The sequence below is a fragment of the Pseudomonas sp. AU12215 genome (assembly GCF_001675465.2).
Taxonomy (GTDB): Bacteria; Pseudomonadota; Gammaproteobacteria; order Pseudomonadales; family Pseudomonadaceae; genus Pseudomonas; species Pseudomonas nitroreducens.
Genome location: NZ_MACM02000141.1, coordinates 211,276 through 229,432, shown reverse-complemented (window position 1 = coordinate 229,432; position 18,157 = coordinate 211,276). Strand labels below are relative to the sequence as shown.

The following is an 18,157-nucleotide window of genomic DNA, read 5'->3' as shown; positions in this document are numbered from 1 at the left end:
TCCATGACCTCGGTACGTTTGCCCTCCATCGACCGCCTGCTGCGCAGCCCGGCCTGCCAGCCTTTGCAGCAACGCTATGGCCGTGAGGCCCTGCTCAAGACCCTGCGCGACCTGCTAGACGAGCTGCGTGACCCCGCGCGCCATGGCCAACTGGCAGCAGTCGAGTTGGAAGAGTCCGTGCTCGCCGGCCGTGCCGGCGAACGCCTCGCCGCGCACCACGCCAGCCGCGTGCGGCGGGTGTTCAACCTCACCGGTACCGTGCTGCACACCAACCTCGGCCGCGCGCTGTTGCCGGAGGAGGCCATCGAAGCCATCACGATGGCGGCGCGCTACCCGCTCAACCTCGAATTCGACCTCGCCACCGGCAAGCGTGGCGACCGCGACGACCTCATCACCGGGCTGATCCGCGAGCTCACCGGCGCCGAGGCCGTCACCGTGGTCAACAACAACGCCGCCGCCGTGCTGCTGGCGCTCAACAGCCTGGGCGCGCGCAAGGAAGGGGTCATTTCCCGTGGCGAGCTGATCGAGATCGGCGGCGCCTTTCGCATCCCCGATATCATGTCCCGCGCCGGGGTGAAGCTGGTCGAGGTCGGCACCACCAACCGCACCCACGCCAAGGACTACGAAGCCGTCATCGGCCCGCGCTCCGGCCTGCTGATGCGCGTGCACACCAGCAACTACAGTGTGCAGGGCTTCACTGCCAGCGTGTCGACGCCGCAACTGGCACAGATCGCCCACGCCCATGGTTTGCCGCTGCTGGAGGATCTGGGCAGCGGCACCCTGGTCGATCTCACCCGCTGGGGCCTGCCCAAGGAGCCGACCGTGCAGGAGGCTCTGCGCGACGGTGCCGACATCGTCACCTTCAGCGGCGACAAGTTGCTTGGCGGCCCGCAAGCCGGGCTGATCCTGGGCAGCAGGGAGCTGATCGGTCGGATCAAGAAGAACCCGCTCAAGCGCGCCCTGCGCGTGGACAAGCTGACCCTTGCCGCGCTGGAGGCCGTGCTCAATCTCTACCGCGACCCCGACCGCCTCGCCGAGCGCCTTACCAGCCTGCGCTTGCTCAGCCGGCCGCAGGCCGATATCCGCACCCAGGCGCAACGACTTGCGCCGGCCTTCGCTGCGCTGCTTGGCGATCGCTGGAGCGTCAGAGCCGTGGATGCCCTGGGCATGATCGGCAGCGGCGCACAGCCGGTTGCGCGGCTGCCCAGCGCTGCATTGTGCCTGCGACCGAACCAGCCCAAGCGCCAGCGTGGCCGCGCATTGCTGGACCTTGAAGAGCGCCTGCGCTGCCTGCCGATCCCGGTGCTCGGCCGCATTGACGACGACGCGCTGTGGCTCGACCTGCGCCAGCTCGACGACGAGCCCGGCTTCGTCGGGCAACTGCCTCTGCTGGCCGAGGGCGAGGCGTGATCGTCGGCACCGCCGGGCACATCGACCACGGCAAGACGTCCCTGCTGCGCGCCCTCACCGGCGTCGAAGGCGACCGCCGCCCGGCCGAACGCGAGCGCGGTATCACCATCGACCTGGGCTATGTCTACGCAGAGCTCGGCGACGGTGCGTTGACAGGTTTTATCGACGTGCCGGGGCACGAGCGCTTCGTCCACAACATGCTCGCCGGCGCCAGCGGCATCGACCTGGTGTTGCTGGTGGTCGCCGCCGACGACGGCGTGATGCCGCAGACCCGCGAACACCTGGCTATTGTCGAACTGCTCGGGATACGCCGCGCCATCGTTGCGCTGACCAAGGCCGACCGCGTGCTGTCCGAGCGGGTGGAGCAGGTTACGGACGATCTGCACGAACTGCTGGCGGCCGGGCCCTTTGCCGGTGCACCGGTCATTGCGGTTTCCAGCGTCAATGGCGAGGGCATCGACATCCTGCGCGACGCTCTTCGCGAGGCGGCCCGCGAGACTCGCGAGCTGGCGGCGAACGGTGGATTCCGCCTGGCGGTGGATCGCGCGTTCAGCGTCAGCGGAGCGGGCATCGTCGTGACCGGAACGGCTTTTGCCGGCCACGTCCAGGTCGGCGATGAGCTGTTGCTGGGCACTGCCGGCCGCCGCGTTCGCGTGCGTGGCCTGCATGCACAGAACCGCGAAGCGCAGCAGGCCCACGCCGGCCAGCGGGTGGCGGTGAATATCGCCGGCGAGCGGCTGAGCCTCGAGAAGATTCACCGCGGCGACTGGCTGATCGCCCCGGAGCTTTACGCACCCACCACGCGCATCGATATCGACCTGCAGTTGCTGCCCGGCGAAAGCCGTGCCTTTGCACACTGGACGCCGGTGCATGTCCACCTTGGCGCGCAGGACGTCACCGGCCGCGTCGCACTACTGGAAGGCGAGCGACTGCAGCCTGGCGAACGTGCCTTCGCGCAGCTGGTGCTGAATGCACCCAGCCATGCCGTACACGGCGACCACCTGGTGCTGCGTGACCAGTCCGCGCAACGCACCCTTGGCGGCGGCCGTGTGCTCGACCCGTTCGCCCCGGCGCGCAATCGGCGCAGCCCGGAGCGCCTGGAGCAGTTGCGCGCACTGCAGGGCGACAGCCTTGAAGGTGCCTTGCCAACACTGCTGGCGCACGCCGGCAATGGCCTCGATCCGGCGCTCTTGGCGCGCCAGTTCAATCGCCCGCGCGAGGGCTGGCAACTGCCCGGCGAACTGGTTGAGATCCATACACGGCTCGGAGCACGGCTGTTCGCAGCCGAACGCTGGTCTGCACTGCAGCAGCAACTGCTCGATGCCCTGCAACGCTTCCACGCCGAAGCCCCCGACGAACTCGGCCCCGACCGTGATCGCTTGCGCCGCTACGCTTTCTCTTCTCTGGAACGGCCGGTCTTCATCGCCCTGCTGGAAAGCCTGCTGGCGACCGGGCAGGTTGCCAGCAGCGGTCCCTGGCTGCACTTGCCGGATCACCGGGTACAACTGGTCGAGGCCGACGAGAAGCTGCGCGAACGCCTCTGGCCTTTGTTGCTGGCGGGCTCCTTCGACCCGCCCTGGGTACGCGACCTGGCGCGGGAGCTGGAGGAGGAGGAGGCCGACGTGCGCCTGTTGTTGCGCAAGCTCGCCCGCCTGGGCCAACTGCACCAGGTGGTGAAGGACCTGTTCTACCCCGAGCAGACCCTACGCGAACTGGCCGGCCACGCCCTGCAACTGCGCGACGAAGCCGGCATCATCCGCGCCGCCACCTTCCGCGACCGCATCGGCATCGGCCGCAAGCGCTGCATCCAGTTGCTGGAGTACTTCGACCGCATCGGCTTCACCCGCCGCTTCGGCAATGAGCGAGGGATCAGGGAGGATTCGGCGTTGGCGCAGGGCCCGTCCGACGACAATTCCTGACTATTGGTCGGAAGCGGATTCCGCTGAACAGCGGGGATCGCCTACAGTGAGGTGGGTGTATACAAGGTATATACTTTTTCATCACCAGGTAATTCCCCATGAGCAAAGAAGCCGTATTCACCATGAAGCTCGAGCCCGAGTTGCGCGCCGAGTTCATGGCCGCCGCCGAGGCGGCTCATCGCCCTGCGTCTCAGGTCATGCGCGAACTGATGCGGGATTTCATACGCCAGCAACGCCAGGCTCAGGACTACGACGAGTACTTGCAGGCCAAGGTCGAGGCGGGGCGTGCTTCGATGGCTGTGGGAGACGGGCGTTCGGACGAAGAAGTCGAGGCGGTATTTGCGGCGCTTCGATCAAGGGCAACCGAGCGTAAATGAAGGTCTTCTGGACGCGGGATGCCCAGCAGGATCGCCTCGATATCTGGGAATACCTTGCCTCCGAAAACCCAGGCGCAGCCGCGCACATGGACATCCTTTTCAGCACTACCGCCGCCAGGCTCAGGAGCTTCCCGATGATGGGCAAGCCCGGCCGAATTCCCGGCACGCGTGAGCTGATCCCCCATGAGAGCTACCGGCTGGTCTATCAGATCGAGGCCGACGTCCTGTGGGTTCTCGCGCTGGTGCACACATCCAGGATGTGGCCGCCGTTGGGCGATGATCAACGCCATCAACAGTGAGCCGCGCGGTTAGCGCCAATGCTCGGTTGGTACCGCCGAAGATGCCTTCTGAACACTCTATTCCCCGCATCCTTCGAGAGCCTTGTTCTCTAGCGGGAAGTGGGCCCAACGCGTTCCTGGCTGATTCGGCGGTTCATCACCGACAGCTGACTGCCGCCTTTCCGGACATGGGCAGGCGTTAGCGTGATGGCAAAACCTGATCCACCCGCTGCACGAGGTAGTCATAGAACGGGTTGGACGTCACGCGCTGGAACAGGTCCAGCCCGACGATCAGTACGCCCCGTTCACCGCGGGGCGTGAGGGTGCCCAGGTGGATGCCGAAGTCTTCCGATGGGTCCGGGTGCTGGCCATACAGCGCATCGTTGGGCGGGAAGGGCAGCGCCACGTGGGACAGAGAGAACAGGTCCGGTGGGTAGCTTACCGCTAGCGGCTGGCTCTCCTGTCGCTGGCTGTGGGTAGGCGTATGCAGAGCTGCAACCTGGCTGCCCAGCGGGCTGTTGGAGATTACCGTCAGGTCGTAGTTGCGCTGGCGCTCCGGCAGCAGGCGGTCGCCCAGTGTGGCCATTTCCGGGCGCAGCAGTGGGCCGTAGTTCAGCGAGCGGTTGAGGTCGAACAGCACCAGTTCGCTACCGTTGTCCGGCAGCCGGTCGTACAGGTTGCTGATCACCGCTGGAGTGCTGACGGTGCTGTCGGCCAGGGACTGGAACGTGAGGATCGATGGCAGGCGAGCGAGGCTGCCGCGGCGATTGGCGCTCTCCAGACTGCGCTGGACAGCGTCGGTCAACTCCACCGTCTGGCGTGCTGCGGCGATGGGGAAGGAGTTGTATTTGAAGGGGTTGAACTCCGGGAGTACGTTGAGCCACGCCGCCTTGGCGAAGGCCGGCAATAGCGCTGGCAAACCGGCGAACCCGGCGAACTGGGCGTAACGGGTGACGCCGATCATCGGCGAGATCAGCACCAGTTGCTTCGGCATGACCAGGCTCGCGTCGTCCAGTGCATCCAGGCTGTACTTCATCGCCAGTGCGCCACCGTTGGAGAAGCCCACCATCAGCAGCGGTGCGCCCTTGGGCAATTGCGCCGATGCCTCGCGCACAGCCAGCCGGGTGGCAGCCATCCAGTCTTCCCAGTCCGCATCGGTCAGCCCGGCGGGTACCGTGCCGTGGCCCGGCATGCGGATCGCGATGACCACGAAACCCTGTTGCCGCAGGTGCTCGCCCAGGTGGCGCAGGCTATAGGGTGAATCGGTCAGCCCATGCAACAGCACTGCCGCGCCGCGCACTTCGCCGGCTGGATGCATCTCGTAGGAACGGTTCCAGTCGGTGGCGAAGTGGCCGGGGTAGACCTCGCTCTTATCGAAATAGCGGTTGTAGGCCACCCGCTCGAAGGGCTGCAGGCTGGCCGCCATTTCCTTGCGCATGGCCTGCATGAGCCTGTCTTCGGCGGCCAGGTAACCGGTCCAGTCCAGGTGGTCGATTTCGTTGCTGCGCAGGTCGTTCGGTACCCAGGTATGCCAGGGCTCCAGCGGCGGGATGTTGCGCAGCGCGGCGACCCGCAGCCCCAGTGCCAGTACGACGATGGCGAGGATGGCGATGACTACCCAGAGCAGTGCCCTGGTGAGTTTGGCGTTCAGCATGGAGTTCCCTTGTCAGCGTGCGGGACAAGCATAGAGCCCCAGTCGCCACAAAGTCCGCCAGTGGCTCAAATGGCCGCGATCGCTTCGGCATAAGCGGAGTTGCCGATGCCCACCTGGGCCCCAGACAGGGCGCGTCTCGTTGCCCTGGCGGTCGTATTGTTCGTCCGCATCCCACAACGTGATGATCTGGCCGGGGAACAGGTATTCACTGTCGGTGAATTCGTGGGCGCCGGAGTCATCCGTCGAGGCGATCAACGAGAACAGATCGCCGGCTGACAGCGAAAACACGTCCACACCCTGGTAGCGAGCGAGGTATCGCTCGTTCTGGGAGATACCGATGAACCAGACCAGCCCTTGCTCATCGCATTCGGCCTGGATCGCCGCCTGGCAGAAGTAGTCCGTTGGCCCGTTGGACGATTCCAGCGGGAAACCGGCGGCAGCCAGCGCGTCGCGCGCCATGGCTCGCGTGTCGCCCAGACAGACCGGGCCGATGCCCTGATGTGGGCAAATCTCGAGGATGGGTAGAGTGGGCTTCATGCCGTTGTAGCTCCCTGGGTTACTGCTAGCGAGGTTAGAGCACGGGCAGCCAGATTGCCGTCTTTTTCTGGCCAGTAAATAGCAATTTGATTGTACTTGGCCATATTTGTATGACGGACTGCGGGGAATGGCGTCACGTTCCAGCTAGCGTTGCGGCATCACTGCGCTGGCATCCAGCGTGGCAACAATGGCAACATCCGGGCTCCCGCTTTCGCCGCTGCATTCGCGCAGCCGGCTTCTGACCAGGGAAGGCAATCACGCCCGGTGGCGTGGCCGGGCTTCAAACCCGGTGGGGGACGGCAGCCGTTCCTGGGTGAGTTCGACTCTCACTGCCTTCCGCCAATTCCCCAGTTTCGACTTCTTCCTCCCTCGGCACAGGCTGAGCAGGCATGAGCTATTGTCTGCCTGGGATCATCAAGGCTGCGCCGTCAGGAGGGCTCTGGCCATGGTCAGGCTGGACCAGTTCACCGAAGAGCACCTGGAGTTGGGCGATCTTTGGCGGTTGCAGGATGGGCGACGGGAAGAATGTTTTCTGATCCCGCTGATGGCGACTCAGGCCGGGCAATTGGGCCCCTTGCTTGTTCGCGCATTGTTTCGATTACCGTCCGGTGCTCAGCTACAGGGCTTGATGGCTTATGACGCAGAGCGCGATGACGTCTACGCGCTGCAGGTGCTGATTGGCGGAGAAAGTTTCTCCTTCAACAAGTACCTGCCGGAAGTGTCCTTCGAAGAAGTACTGGCGCTGGCTGATCGTCTGGGCGTCGGAGCGGGTGGGGTCCTGCCCGTGCGTTACAGCGTTGTACGGGGCGCCATGCCCATTCGCGACGGCCGCTTTACTCTGTGGATCGGTTGTTAACGAGTGGTCGCGCAGCCCCTGCGCCGCCGCCACTCATCGACCACCGCGCCCATGTCCGCTGGCGCGCCGCTGCGTATCCAGGTCATGAAGGCGCGGTCGAAATGGAAGTCGTCGCCGCAGTGCTGGGTCATGAAGCGGCGGACGTTCTGGGTGTTGCGGTAGTGGCTATCCAGCGGGGTCTGCCGGGTGATCGGGGCGCTGTGCCAGTCGAAGGCCATGGCGTCGATTCCTGTGCCTTGGGGAGTTGCCGTTATAGCGCACTCGGCAGCCGCTGGCGCGGTCTGCCGAGGTGTTGCGACGTCACTCGCCCCACATCATCCGCTGTTGCTGCGCCGAATAATCGTCGCTTTGCAGGCGCACGCGGGTGGGCTGGCGTTCGAGGTTGTCTTCGCCGAAGGATTCGCGCACGGGCGATTCGATGGCACCGAAGTGGTTGTAGTGCGGGGCGTCGGCGCAGCCGACCAGGGTGAAGCAGGCGAAGGTGACCACGGAGAGCTTGAGCATGGGACTTCCTCCTGAGGGGAGCCCCGAGCTTCGGCCGGCTGGATTAACGGCGGATTAACGCCGGCTGTCCGGTCCCTGGATTTCGCCGCCGTGGGCTGCGTCGCCGTCGCGGTGGTGCTCCGGCGGGTTGAGCGCGCGCCCCAGTATCTGCGCGACGACCTCGTCCTTGCCTTCGGTGTAGGCGTCGCGGTCGGTGGGGAAGCGCTGTGCCAGGTCGTGTTTCACCTGCGCGTAGAGTCGGGCGTCGTCGGGGTGGGTGCGCAGCCAGTCGCGGAACAGCAGCCGCCGCGAGGCTTCGTTCAGCTCCATGACGTGGACATGATGGGTGCGCCCGCTGCCCAGCGGCGGCATGCCTTTGACGAAGAACAGTCGCGAGGTGTCGGGATTCTCCGCCCAGTACTGGTAACCCAGCCCTTGCAGCGGTTCGATGAGCCGGTGCGGGTCGCTGCCCGGCGGCGGCAGCAGGAGGATGTCGATGATCGGCTTGGCATCCATCCCCGGTACGGCGGTGCTGCCGATGTGCTCGATACCCAGGCCGGGGAGCTCGACCTGTTGGGCGATGGCGGCGGCTTCCTCGGCGAATCGTTGTGGCCAATGGGGATCGGCTGCAACGACTTCGATGCGGTCGTCTTCGGCGTTGCTCCAGCGCTGGCCGTCGAATTCGGGGGCTTGCGGGCTCATGTGGAAACTCCGGCGATAGCGGTGGGAGGGCGAGGATTGGAGGCTGATCGGGCCGACGGAGTTCCGAGTCAATCCTGCAGGAGCGCCCCGTGGTCGCGATCGCGGCATCACCCTCTCCTGCAGCTCAAACCAATCAATCCAGCACGTTATGCAGCACTTCGTAGATGACGCCGGTGGCGATGGTCACCAGCAGCAGGTCGGTGCCTGCCTGCTGCCACTCGTAGCCGTCGTAGTGGGGCAGACGGCCGATCAGGCGGCCGTCGAGCTTCTTCGCGATGCCTGGTGGCAGAGGCTTGCCGCGCGCGAGGTTCTTCTGGATGCCCGGCGGTAGCGTGGCGCCCGGATTCCAGTAGTTGCGGTTGTCGTTGAGGATGACCTGCACGCCGCTGACGTCGATGCTCGGGCCGCCGCCCTGCCAGTTGTTGCCGCCCTGGCCGGCGTTGCCCCGATTGCCGTGCTGAGCGTTGTTGCCGTGCCCCTTGTTCTTGCCCGGGTCGGCCAATAGCAGTGGGCCGCTACCCAGCAGCGTGAAGCCGATGACGGCAGCCAAGAGGGTGTTGAGTCTGGACATATCCGTGTTGCTTCCCTGTTTAAGTTCCTGTGAGGTACAGCGTAGCCGTTATGACGCTACCGCGGCAGCGATGGAGTTGGCACCGGCGTGCTGGCATTTCGTCGGCAGGCCACGAACTGCGGGGGCTGTAGCAAGTCATACAGGTATCTCAACCCCCCGCCCCTGGAGGCGATAACAAGATGAAAATGTCCCTGGTTGTTGCGGTAGCCTGTGCATTCGCACTCGGCACGACAGCCTTGCTGCCCGCCGACCTCTCGCCGATCGGTTCGGTCTATGCCAAAGGCGGTGGCGGTGGTGGAAACGGTGGTGGTAATGGCGGCGGTCACGGCGGTGGCAATGCCGGCGGCAACGGTGGTGGCCATGGCGGCGGCAAGGGCGGCCCCGGCGGTAACCACGGCAGCAACAGCAATGGCGCGAACGATGGCGGCGAGCATGCCGGCAAGGCCACCCGCGACCATGGCCTGAGCGGTAATCACTACGGCAGCACCAAGAACGACAGCAAGGGCCACGGCCAGACGACTTCCTCGGTGGCGCATTCCAAGGACACCCGTGGCCTGTCCAAGGCGACGGCGATTTCCGCGACGACGCCGGGCACCCACAACACCAAGGGACTGGACGGCGCTGGCGACAACTCCAGCAAGCACGACGACGATTGATTTCCCGCGGCCAGGGAAGGCCGCTATCGCTTACTGCACCGGGAAATCGAAGTAGGTCTTCGGGTAGGGCTCGGCCTTCAGGGTGTAGTGCCACCACTCGGCGCCATAAGGCTCGAAGCCGTGGCGCAGCATGGCCTGGCGCAGGGTTTCTCGGTTGCGCGTCTGCTGCACGCTGACCAGCGCGGTGCCGTGATGGGAGATGGGCCCGAAGAAGTCGAACGGGCTGCCCATGTCCAGTTCTTCCCCGGAGCTGGAGTCCACCAGCGTGAGGTCGACGGTGCTGCCGCGCGAGTGGCCGGAATGCTTGGCGATATAGCCGTCGCGGAACAGTGCAGGCTTGTCCAGCGCGGGGTAATAGCGGGCCTTCTGGCGAATGTCCTGCGGGTCGGCGGCCCAGCGGCGGAACTCATCCACGGCGCGCTGCGGGCGATAGCCATCGAAGATCTTCAGTGCCAGACCGCTCAGGGCGACGTCCTTCTCCACCGCCGCCAATGCGCTGGCTGCTTCGCGGGTCAGGATGATCCGCGCTTTCTGGTAACCGTCGATGGGCTCGCCGACGAAGTTGTCGGCGCCGGCGTAGCGCACCTCATAGCGCGCGGACTTCAGTACCTGGTCGAGATAGACGAAGCCGTCCTGCGTGGGCTGGTCTGCGTACAGTGCCGGGCTGGCCAGCAGGCAGAGCAGTAGCGCGAGGCATCTGCCTTCCCGGCTCATGGGCGCAGCGCCTGGACCCCGTCGTCATCCGGGTCGAAATTGTCCAGGTGCATGCGCTGCTCGAAGGCTTTCAGCGCGGCCTCGCCGTACAGGAAACGGCCACGGGCGCTGGCCCAGTCGTCGGGCTTCAGGCGCACCATCCAGCCCTCGCCGTAGCAGTCCTGGTTGATCAGGCCGGGGCGACGCACCACGGCTTCGTTGCTGGCGAGAACGGTACCGTCCAGCGGGCTGCGCGCCGAGGAAGCAGCCTTGGCGAACTCCACCACGCCGAAGCTGCGGTCGCAATCGATGTGCCAGCCATCGCGCTTGGGGGTGAAGGCGAATATCTGCCCGTAGATCGCACAGCCGTATGAGGTGAGGCCGAGTGTGACGGCGCCGCTTCCTTCCTCGCGCAGCCAGAGGTTGTACTCGGGGGCGTAGAGCAGCTGATCCGGGAATTCGAGGCCTTGCAGCTTCACAGGGTCAGTACCCGGTCATACTCGAGGATCATGCGCGCCATCTCGCCGCCGCTGGCGATCTCGTCGACCTCTTCGATCAGTCGGCTCTCATCGATGTTGATACCCGGTGCGCGGCACATCAGCAGGCGCGCGCCGGCTTCCTTGGCCTGCTGGATGAAATGGCTGATGGGCTCGCCACCCTCCGCGGCATAAAGGTGATCGGCGATGTCCTGAAAGGCCAGGCGCGTGCCTTCGCCACTGAGGAACAGGGTGACCTGTGCGTCCATGCAGGCCAGCAGCGTGGCGGTGTAGAAAGGCGCGGCGCAGCGCGCCGGGGTGCTCGGGCCGCTGCTGACGATGATCAGCACCCGCTGGACTTCAGGCGTGGACAAGGGATTTCTCCAGTTGGACCAGGGCGACGCGCCGGCCTTGCGGGTCGGCGCGCTCGACGATGCCCTGCGGCCGATAGCCCAGGCGTGCGTAAAGCAGCAGGCCGGCGGCGTTGGCGTTGAAGCAGGACACTTTCATGACCTGTGCCTTGTACTGGTCGCGGGCGAGATGCTCCATGACCTCGATCAGGTACTGCGCCACGCCGCTGCGCCGTGCCCAGGGCGCGACCATCATGTTGCCCAGCGCGCAGGACTCATTGGCTTGCCACTGGTAGAAGTTGGCGAAGCCGGCGACCCGGCCATCGAGCAGCGCCACGGTGCTTGCGCGCCGTTCGGCCATGGCGGCGGCGAGCTGGCCGATGGTCAACGGCCAGCTCGCCTTGGGGTAGCAGTAGAAGAGTTCGTCGGCGTCCCGGGGAAAGCCGACCACCTCGCCGAGGTCGTCGGCGAGGGCGGGGCGGTGTTGCAGGGCGGGTTGCTTCACGTGCTCACCAGACTCAGTGCGGCGGGTACTGGGCGATGATCTTCTGCACCGTCTCGCGGATTGCCGCTTCGCGCTCGGCGGGCGTCGGTGGGCTGCTGCGCATGATCTGCTCGCCGCTGCCGCGCCAGACCAGCTTGCCGTCCTTGCCGTCGAGCATGTCGACCTGGATGGTGGCGACCTTGTAGGTCACGCTGCGGGTCTCGGCCATGGGCGGCGGGCCCCAGTAGCCACCCCAGTAACCGCCCCAGTAGCCGCCGGTGTAGGTGGTCACCTGGTCCTGGCGCTGGTCGACGATCAGGTAGGCGCGGATCTTCACATCGCCCGGGTTGCCGTCCTGGGCCTTGCGCAGGCCGCGCTGGTCGAACTGGTCGGCAACCGCATCGCTGATGCGTTGCTCGGTGAGGTCGCTCTTGATGCGTGGGTCATCCGGGCGGTATTCGAACGCTGGCTGAGCCCAGCTCCAGGTCTGGTAGCGCGAGAAGTCGCGGGTGGTGTCGTAGTCGCGGCTGACACTGGTGGTTTCGCAGGCGGCGAGGCCGAGCAGCAGGCCTAAGAGCAGCAAACGGCGGATCATGGTTGGATTACTCCTGACAGAGCTTTCATCCAAGCGCAGAGTCCGCGCAAAGGCAAGCGGCAGACGGGGCGCGGCGCGAAGGATGAATTCTGGCAAGGTTTCCGGCCAGCCGGCGATCAGCCCGGCGGGTAACCGTCCATGGCCTTGCGCGCGGCTTCGCGCAGCGCGCGGGCCTGGTCGGCCTGGCTGCTGCCGTCTTCGTACTCGGCGCTGCCGCTCCATACCTGCTGGCGGTTGTGCGCATCGAAGAGCGCGATGCGCACCACGCTGACGGTGACCACGTAGGTGCGGGTGACCGGGTAGGAGGCGCCGTAGCCGCCATACCACGGGTCGTTCCAGCGGCCGTATCCGCCGTAGTAACCGCCGTTGTAGTAGTCGGTGGTCTGGCGGGTGCGCTGCTCGCTGTATAGATGGGCGCTGACGGTCAGGTCCGCCGGCGTATTCGGGCGAGCCGGGCGCAGGCCGCGCTGATCCAGTGCCTCACTGACGGCATCCTGCAGCGGGCCACCGAAGCCGGTGCCGTCCATCCAGCTCCACGAGCGGAAGCGCCCGTAGTCCAGCGGCGGCGCGGGATAGCTGCCCGGATCGAGACCGGGATTGGCCGCCTGCGCGGGTGCCGGTGGCATCGGCAGCGAGGTGGCGGTGTAGGGGTTCTGGCCCTGGCAGGCGGCGAGGGCGGCGAACAGTGGCAGGACCAGCAGATGACGCGGCATGACGGACTCCCGCACGCTCACTTCGATTGGCGTGCGCAGTGGCAACTATGCACCTAATCCTGCGGCCGGCACAGCCAGTGCAGGTAACGGCCGAGGCCGGCGAAGGCAGGATGTCGACGGTATTGCAGTTCCATCTCCACCAGGTCCAGCGGCTCGGCCTTGTGCTGGAATTCCACCGGCATGTAGTCGTGGAACACCCGCACGCCGCTGCGCACCTCGATGCTCCAGTGACCGGCCATGGCAGCCTCCAGTACGCGCGGATCGAGCGGTTCCTGCGGGGTCAGGCTTTGGCCCTCGCCGGCGAAGCGGTTCTTGCGCAGCTTGCGGAAATGCCCCTTGAGCAGGTTGCGGTAGATCAGCGCATCGCGGTTGTAGAAGGCCAGGGACAGCCAGCCATCGGCGCGGGTCAGTTGGTGCAGCACGGGAAGTATGGCCAGCGGCTCGGCCAGCCATTCCAGCACGGCGTGGCAGATCACCAGGTCGTAGGGCTCGTTGAGCTGGCCGAGCAGGTCCTGCCAGGGAGCCTCGATGAAGGTGGCGTTCAGACCCGCTTCCTCGAAACGCTGGCGCGCGGCCACGAGCATCGGTGCGGCCGGTTCGGCGAGGGTGACTTCATGGCCGCGCCCGGCCAACCACAGCGACATGTGGCCCAGGCCCGCGCCGATGTCGAGTACCCGCAGCGGGCGATCGGGCAAGGCTTCGGCCAGGTCGGCCTGGAGCACGGCGAGGCGGATGGCGCCCTTGGCGCCGCCGTAGATCTTCTCGGCGAAGCGGGTGGCCAGTTCGTCGAAGTGACGGTCGCCGGTCTTCGGGGATTCGCTCACTTGGCGCCTCCTTCGATGAAGCGCCGTTCGCTGTCGGCCAGCTTGGCGAGTACCGCCTGGTTCATGTCGATGCCCAGTTCTGCGCACATCAGCAGCAGGTAGAGCACGATATCGCCGACCTCCTGGCCGGCGTGGGCGAGTTTCTCCGGTGGCAACTGGCGCGATTCGTCCTCGCGCAGCCACTGGAAGATTTCCACCAGTTCGGCCATTTCCACGCTGGCCGCCATGGCCAGGTTCTTCGGGCTGTGGAAGCGACTCCAGTCGTTGTGGTCGCGGATGGCGTGCAGGCGTGCGGTGATGGCTTCGAGGTTCATTGCAGATGGGGCTCCAGCGTCAGCCCCATAGCTTCAAGCCTGGCGCTTCAAACGTCCAGCGGGCCCCAACTGCCGGCCATATGCGGCAGGTCGTCCTTGCCGCGCAGGCTGAATTGCCCGACAGGCGCGGGCTCGCTGGCCAGCAGGGTGACGGAGGAGGGCAGCAGGACGGGCTTCTGGAAGCGCACATCGACCCGATAACCGGCGGCCGGCAGACGCTCGCCCAGGGCGGCCAGGCTGCGCGCCTTGTTCCACAGGCCGTGGGCGATGGCGCGAGGGAAGCCGAACAGTTTTGCGCTGGCAGCCGACAGGTGGATCGGGTTGTAGTCGCCGGCGACGCGGGCGTAACGCCGGCCGATGTCCGCCGGGCAGTTCCACGCGTCGATCTGCTCCAAAGGCAGCTCGGCCTCTTCGTGGCGCGCCGCTGGCGAGCCGTCCAGGCGCATGCCGCGGAACAGGATGCGGCTGTCGCCTTCCCAGAGCAGGCCGAGCTGGTCGTGCAGCTGGGTGATGATGCTGAAGGTCACGCCTTTCTCGTGGGGCTGCAGGTCCGCCACCCGCACGCTGACGTTGAAGGGGCCCAGCCCGCCCAGCGGTCGCAACACGCTGATACGGTTTTCCAGGTGTACCAGGCCCAGCAGAGGGAACGGGAAGCTCGCGTCGGTGAGCAGTCCCATCTGCAGGCCAAAGGCGAGGATGTGCGGATAGGTAGGCGGCAACAGGTGGTTATCGGTGAAACCGCAGACCTTGCGGTAGCGCTCCAGCTGCTTCGGGTCGACCGTGACCGGGCAGCGCACGCCGCGGGTTGGCAGGCTGCGGCCACGCACGCCACGGCGCAGCGCCGCGCGAACGAACAGGCCGGTGAGGGCGGGTGGGGCGGACAGGTCGAGCCAATCGCGGGGCATCGGGTATCTCCTGAGGGGCATTCATTCAGCTTAGCCAGTGCTCGGCCCCAGGCATTGGCCGTGGCAACGCGGCGCGCGGCAGGCAAGTCAATCTGACCCGCCATTGCCTGGATATTTCCCTCAACCTGCTTCCTGATTCTCTTGAGGGGCGATAAGAAAGCTGCCTAAGATGGGCCCGCCCCATGGATAACTAGAAAAAACACCATGCGTGATCTGACCGACGATGTGGCGCTGATGCGCCCGGTGATCGACGCCCTGCGCGCCAGCGGTACCGACCCCGACCGCGTGCTGGCCCGCGTCGGCCTGCCCGCTGGCAGCCTGCCTGCCGGACGATTCCCCCACAGCGCTCAGAACCTGTTCTGGAAAGCCGCCGCCGAAGAGTGCGGCGAAGAGCATGTCGGCCTCTACCTGGCCGGACACCTGCCCGCATTCCATGGCTTGCTGCTGGAATACCTGTTCCTGTCCAGCGCCACGTTCGGCGAAGGGCTGCGCCATGCCCTGCGCTACGTGCGCCTGCTCTCCGACACCCTCAACGCGCGCCTGGAAGTCGAGGGCGAGAAGGCCGTGCTGCTGCTCGGCCACAGCGCCGGGACCAACCGGCACTTTCCCGAAATGCTGGCCGGTGCGGTCGTGCGCCTGTTCCACGCCCTCACCGAAGGTGACTTCAAGCCCCACGAAGTGCAGTTGATGCATGCGGAAGGCGCGCCGGCCGGGCGTTATCGCGAAGTCTACGGCTGCCCCGCCGTGCTGGGTGCCGAGCGTTATGCCCTGGTCTTCGACGCCGCCGTGCTGGACAAGGCCTCGCGCCATGCCGCTCCCGAGCTGCTGCGCATGCACGAGTCACTGGCGCGCCGGCAACTGGCGGAAGTGGAACGGCTGGACCTGGTGCGCAAGGTACGCGAGCTGATCGGCGTGCTGCTGGTGGATGGCGGCGCAACGCTGGAACAGGTCGCCGCGCGGCTGGACATGCCGGCCCGCCGCCTGCGCGAACGCCTGGCCATGGCGGGAGTGCGTTTCAATGACCTGGTGACCGACTACCGCTGTCGCCTGGCCAAGGAACTGCTGCTCAAGACCGACGAGCGCATCGAGGTGATCGTCGAGCGGACCGGCTTTTCCGAGCCCAGCACCTTCTACCGTGCCTTCAAGCGCTGGGTCGGCGAGACCCCCGTGGAGTTCCGCCGCCGCGGTCGCCCGCAACCGCCGGCGGAGTGATCGAACCCTTTCGAGCCCGCCTGTGGATAGGCTTTGCCGGTCAGTCCCACCTTGGAATCACCGATGCAAAGCCGAATCCGCCACGCCTTCCTGCTGTCTGCCGCTCTGTTGTCCGCGCCCTGCGCCTTTGCGGGAGAAATGGGCGAAACGGCCTTCTCCCGCCTGGATGCCAACGGCGACGGTTACATCGAGGCCAGCGACATGGCGCCGATGCGCGCGCGCATATTCCACCGGCTGGACCGTAATCAGGACGGCTTGCTGACCCGCGAGGAAGTGACGCCGCCAAATCCCAGCGTGCAGGTCTCGCCCAATGCCATCGCCTGGCCGGACCATGACGGTGACGGCAAGGTCAGCCAGGCGGAGTTCATGACCCAGGAGCCGGCGTTGATCGTGCGTGCGGACCGCGATGGCGACCACCGGGTGAGCGCGGAGGAGTTTCGCGAGTTGATCGCGGCGCGACATTGACCGGCCGGCGCGACAGATGACCGGTTTGATGGCCGGATCGAGAGCATGGCGGGGGCAGGGGAGAGCGGCTTTATGTAGGGCGAATAACGCGCCAGCGTTATCCGCCATCAAGGGGCCGGCGGATAACCTGTTCCAGGTTATCCGCCCTGCGGCCTGTGGCGTGGTTCGTAGGATGGGTGGAGCCCAAGCGATACCCATGCTGTTGCAGGGATTGATGGGTATCGCTTAGCTCCACGCCATCCTGCAGATGGAGTCAATTGGAGCGGATCAGGCGCCCAGCAGACTCTGCCCACACACCCGCAGCACCTGGCCGCTCACCGCGCCGGAGCCCGGCTGGGCGAACCAGGCCACCGCTTCGGCGACGTCCTGCGGCAGGCCGCCCTGGCCCATGGAGTTCATCCGTCGGCCGGCCTCGCGAATGGTCAACGGGATGGCGGCGGTCATCTGGGTTTCGATGAAGCCCGGCGCCACCGCGTTGATGCTGATGCCCTTCTTGCCCAGCGTCGGCGCCCAGGCCTGCGCCAGGCCGATCAGGCCGGCCTTGCTCACCGCGTAGTTGGTCTGGCCCATGTTGCCGGCGATGCCGCTGATGGAGGCGAGCAGCACCACGCGGCCATCGTCATGCAGCTTGTTCGCGTCCAGCAGGGCCTGGGTCAGCACCTGCGGCGCCTTGAGGTTCACCTCGATCACCGAATTCCAGAACGCTTCGCTCATCTTGGCGACGGTCTTGTCGCGGGTGATGCCGGCGTTGTGCACCACGATATCGACGCCATCGGGCAGCGCCGCCACCAGTTGCTCTCCAGCATCAGCGGCGCAGATATCCAGCGCCACGCCACGGCCACCCAGGCGCGCGGCGAGGGCGTCGAGCGCGTCCTTGGCCGGTGGCACATCCAGCAGCACCACCTCGGCGCCGTCACGGGCCAGGGTCTCGGCAATGGCCGCACCGATACCGCGAGCGGCGCCGGTCACCAGTGCGCGCTTGCCCACCAGCGGGCGGCTCCAGTCCTGCACCTGCTTGTCGTAGGCAGACAGGCGCACGACCTGCCCGGAGACATACGCGCTCTTTGGCGAAAGGAAGAAGCGCAATGCACCTTCGAGCTGGTCCTCGGCTCCCTTGCCGACATACACCAGTTGCACGTTGCCGCCGCGGCGGATTTCCTTGCCGAGCGAGCGGCTGAAGCCTTCGAGGCTGCGCTGCACGCTGGCGGCGATGGGGTCTTTGATCGATTCCGGCGCGCGGCCGAGGATCACCACGTGCGGGCATTTATCCAGGCCCTTGAGGGCGCCCTGGAAGAAGGTGCGCAGTTCGATCGTCTGCTCGAAACGGGTCAGGCCGCTGGCATCGAAGACGATGGCCTTGAGCTTGGGGCCGTGCTCGGCGGTCCAGCGCGGCAGGCCGTACTGGCCGTCGCTGAAGGCGAAGATCGAATCGGTCAGGCACTCGGCGAAGGGCAGCACGGCCTCGTTCAGGTTGCCCTCGCCACCGAGCAGCAGCGCCCCATCCACCGGCCGCGTGCGCCCGGCGCTCCAGCGCTCCAGGCGAACCGGCGCAGGCAGGCCGAGGGCGCCGACCAGGCGGCGGCCGACGTTGGAGTTGGCGAAGGCAATGTAGCGATCGGTCATGGAACGGGCTCCTGAACGGATTCTCTAAAGTGCTGACCACTCTACGCAGGCAGGGGTTCG

24 protein-coding genes and 1 tRNA gene are annotated in these 18,157 nt (G+C 66.2%); 9 read left to right on the top strand and 16 right to left on the bottom strand.

Features of this window, described 5'->3' with window-relative positions:
- Positions 1–3 precede the first annotated feature (3 nt).
- From selA to A9513_RS21090, 4 genes are all read left to right on the top strand, one after another.
- Positions 4–1,410 (top strand): L-seryl-tRNA(Sec) selenium transferase, encoded by a 1,407-nt coding sequence (gene selA / locus A9513_RS21105; protein ID WP_065085510.1) that lies wholly within the window; start codon positions 4–6, stop codon positions 1,408–1,410.
- The gene (gene selB, locus A9513_RS21100) at positions 1,407–3,329 is read left to right on the top strand and encodes a selenocysteine-specific translation elongation factor (protein ID WP_065085509.1); all 1,923 of its coding nucleotides are present in this window, start codon (positions 1,407–1,409) and stop codon (positions 3,327–3,329) included. Before selA ends, selB begins: the two co-directional genes overlap by 4 nt.
- Positions 3,330–3,427: 98 nt before the next feature.
- Positions 3,428–3,706 carry a hypothetical protein gene (locus tag A9513_RS21095; RefSeq protein WP_024766185.1) on the top strand — a complete coding sequence of 93 codons (279 nt, stop codon included), beginning with the start codon at positions 3,428–3,430 and terminating at the stop codon, positions 3,704–3,706.
- The gene (locus A9513_RS21090) at positions 3,703–4,005 is read left to right on the top strand and encodes a type II toxin-antitoxin system mRNA interferase toxin, RelE/StbE family (protein ID WP_065085508.1); all 303 of its coding nucleotides are present in this window, start codon (positions 3,703–3,705) and stop codon (positions 4,003–4,005) included. The genes A9513_RS21095 and A9513_RS21090 overlap by 4 nt, the downstream gene beginning before the upstream one ends.
- A gap of 178 nt (positions 4,006–4,183) precedes the next feature.
- On the opposite strand, the gene A9513_RS21085 is transcribed toward A9513_RS21090, so the two are convergent.
- Positions 4,184–5,638, bottom strand: a complete 1,455-nt coding sequence (locus tag A9513_RS21085; RefSeq protein WP_065085507.1) for a carboxylesterase — start codon at positions 5,636–5,638, stop codon at positions 4,184–4,186.
- A gap of 12 nt (positions 5,639–5,650) precedes the next feature.
- A complete protein-coding gene (locus A9513_RS21080; RefSeq protein WP_226045609.1) occupies positions 5,651–6,175 on the bottom strand; it encodes a hypothetical protein in 525 nt (174 codons plus the stop codon).
- Between the two features lie 246 nt (positions 6,176–6,421).
- On the opposite strand from A9513_RS21080, the gene A9513_RS21075 reads away from it, so the two are divergent.
- Positions 6,422–6,517: transfer RNA gene (locus tag A9513_RS21075), tRNA-Sec, on the top strand.
- 103 nt (positions 6,518–6,620) lie between these two features.
- Positions 6,621–7,031: a hypothetical protein gene (locus A9513_RS21070; RefSeq protein ID WP_024766189.1), complete on the top strand. Its 411-nt coding sequence runs from the start codon at positions 6,621–6,623 to the stop codon at positions 7,029–7,031.
- On the opposite strand, the gene A9513_RS21065 is transcribed toward A9513_RS21070, so the two are convergent.
- The 4 genes from A9513_RS21065 to A9513_RS21050 all read right to left on the bottom strand — a co-directional run bounded on the left by A9513_RS21065 (position 7,028) and on the right by A9513_RS21050 (position 8,787).
- Positions 7,028–7,249 carry a DUF6434 domain-containing protein gene (locus A9513_RS21065; protein ID WP_024766190.1) on the bottom strand — a complete coding sequence of 74 codons (222 nt, stop codon included), beginning with the start codon at positions 7,247–7,249 and terminating at the stop codon, positions 7,028–7,030. The two genes, A9513_RS21070 and A9513_RS21065, sit on opposite strands and share 4 nt — an antisense overlap.
- 82 nt (positions 7,250–7,331) lie before the next feature.
- Positions 7,332–7,535, bottom strand: a complete 204-nt coding sequence (locus A9513_RS21060) for a hypothetical protein (protein ID WP_065085506.1) — start codon at positions 7,533–7,535, stop codon at positions 7,332–7,334.
- Between the two features lie 54 nt (positions 7,536–7,589).
- On the bottom strand, positions 7,590–8,216 hold the full coding sequence (locus A9513_RS21055; protein ID WP_065085505.1) for a GrpB family protein: 627 nt from the start codon (positions 8,214–8,216) through the stop codon (positions 7,590–7,592).
- Between the two features lie 133 nt (positions 8,217–8,349).
- Positions 8,350–8,787, bottom strand: a complete 438-nt coding sequence (locus A9513_RS21050) for an anti-virulence regulator CigR family protein (protein ID WP_065085504.1) — start codon at positions 8,785–8,787, stop codon at positions 8,350–8,352.
- A 179-nt stretch (positions 8,788–8,966) separates the two neighbouring features.
- On the opposite strand from A9513_RS21050, the gene A9513_RS21045 reads away from it, so the two are divergent.
- Positions 8,967–9,443, top strand: coding sequence for a hypothetical protein (locus A9513_RS21045; RefSeq protein WP_065085503.1), 477 nt, complete (start codon positions 8,967–8,969; stop codon positions 9,441–9,443).
- Positions 9,444–9,473: 30 nt separating this feature from the next.
- On the opposite strand, the gene A9513_RS21040 is transcribed toward A9513_RS21045, so the two are convergent.
- The 9 genes from A9513_RS21040 to A9513_RS21000 all read right to left on the bottom strand — a co-directional run bounded on the left by A9513_RS21040 (position 9,474) and on the right by A9513_RS21000 (position 14,797).
- Positions 9,474–10,157: a M15 family metallopeptidase gene (locus A9513_RS21040; protein WP_083196177.1), complete on the bottom strand. Its 684-nt coding sequence runs from the start codon at positions 10,155–10,157 to the stop codon at positions 9,474–9,476.
- On the bottom strand, positions 10,154–10,615 hold the full coding sequence (locus A9513_RS21035) for a glycine cleavage system protein H (RefSeq protein WP_065085502.1): 462 nt from the start codon (positions 10,613–10,615) through the stop codon (positions 10,154–10,156). The genes A9513_RS21040 and A9513_RS21035 overlap by 4 nt, the downstream gene beginning before the upstream one ends.
- The gene (locus A9513_RS21030; RefSeq protein WP_065085501.1) at positions 10,612–10,986 is read right to left on the bottom strand and encodes a DsrE family protein; all 375 of its coding nucleotides are present in this window, start codon (positions 10,984–10,986) and stop codon (positions 10,612–10,614) included. The genes A9513_RS21035 and A9513_RS21030 overlap by 4 nt, the downstream gene beginning before the upstream one ends.
- A complete protein-coding gene (locus A9513_RS21025; RefSeq protein ID WP_037017383.1) occupies positions 10,973–11,467 on the bottom strand; it encodes a GNAT family N-acetyltransferase in 495 nt (164 codons plus the stop codon). Before A9513_RS21025 ends, A9513_RS21030 begins: the two co-directional genes overlap by 14 nt.
- Positions 11,468–11,480: 13 nt before the next feature.
- Positions 11,481–12,041, bottom strand: coding sequence for a DUF4136 domain-containing protein (locus A9513_RS21020; RefSeq protein WP_037017378.1), 561 nt, complete (start codon positions 12,039–12,041; stop codon positions 11,481–11,483).
- A 116-nt stretch (positions 12,042–12,157) separates the two neighbouring features.
- Positions 12,158–12,754 (bottom strand): DUF4136 domain-containing protein, encoded by a 597-nt coding sequence (locus A9513_RS21015; protein ID WP_065085500.1) that lies wholly within the window; start codon positions 12,752–12,754, stop codon positions 12,158–12,160.
- Positions 12,755–12,807: 53 nt separating this feature from the next.
- Positions 12,808–13,578 (bottom strand): methyltransferase, encoded by a 771-nt coding sequence (locus tag A9513_RS21010; protein ID WP_065085499.1) that lies wholly within the window; start codon positions 13,576–13,578, stop codon positions 12,808–12,810.
- The gene (locus A9513_RS21005) at positions 13,575–13,892 is read right to left on the bottom strand and encodes a nucleotide pyrophosphohydrolase (protein WP_024766201.1); all 318 of its coding nucleotides are present in this window, start codon (positions 13,890–13,892) and stop codon (positions 13,575–13,577) included. The genes A9513_RS21010 and A9513_RS21005 overlap by 4 nt, the downstream gene beginning before the upstream one ends.
- A 47-nt stretch (positions 13,893–13,939) precedes the next feature.
- Positions 13,940–14,797, bottom strand: a complete 858-nt coding sequence (locus A9513_RS21000) for a MaoC family dehydratase (RefSeq protein WP_065085498.1) — start codon at positions 14,795–14,797, stop codon at positions 13,940–13,942.
- 204 nt (positions 14,798–15,001) lie between these two features.
- Between A9513_RS21000 and A9513_RS20995 the strand changes: the two genes are divergently transcribed.
- Positions 15,002–16,009, top strand: coding sequence for an AraC family transcriptional regulator (locus A9513_RS20995; protein WP_037017366.1), 1,008 nt, complete (start codon positions 15,002–15,004; stop codon positions 16,007–16,009).
- Positions 16,010–16,072: 63 nt separating this feature from the next.
- Positions 16,073–16,474 carry an EF-hand domain-containing protein gene (locus A9513_RS20990; protein ID WP_065085497.1) on the top strand — a complete coding sequence of 134 codons (402 nt, stop codon included), beginning with the start codon at positions 16,073–16,075 and terminating at the stop codon, positions 16,472–16,474.
- A gap of 267 nt (positions 16,475–16,741) precedes the next feature.
- Here A9513_RS20990 and A9513_RS20985 read toward each other — a convergent pair whose 3' ends face one another.
- The gene (locus A9513_RS20985) at positions 16,742–18,097 is read right to left on the bottom strand and encodes a 3-oxoacyl-ACP reductase (protein WP_065085496.1); all 1,356 of its coding nucleotides are present in this window, start codon (positions 18,095–18,097) and stop codon (positions 16,742–16,744) included.
- Between the last annotated feature and the right edge of the window lie 60 nt (positions 18,098–18,157).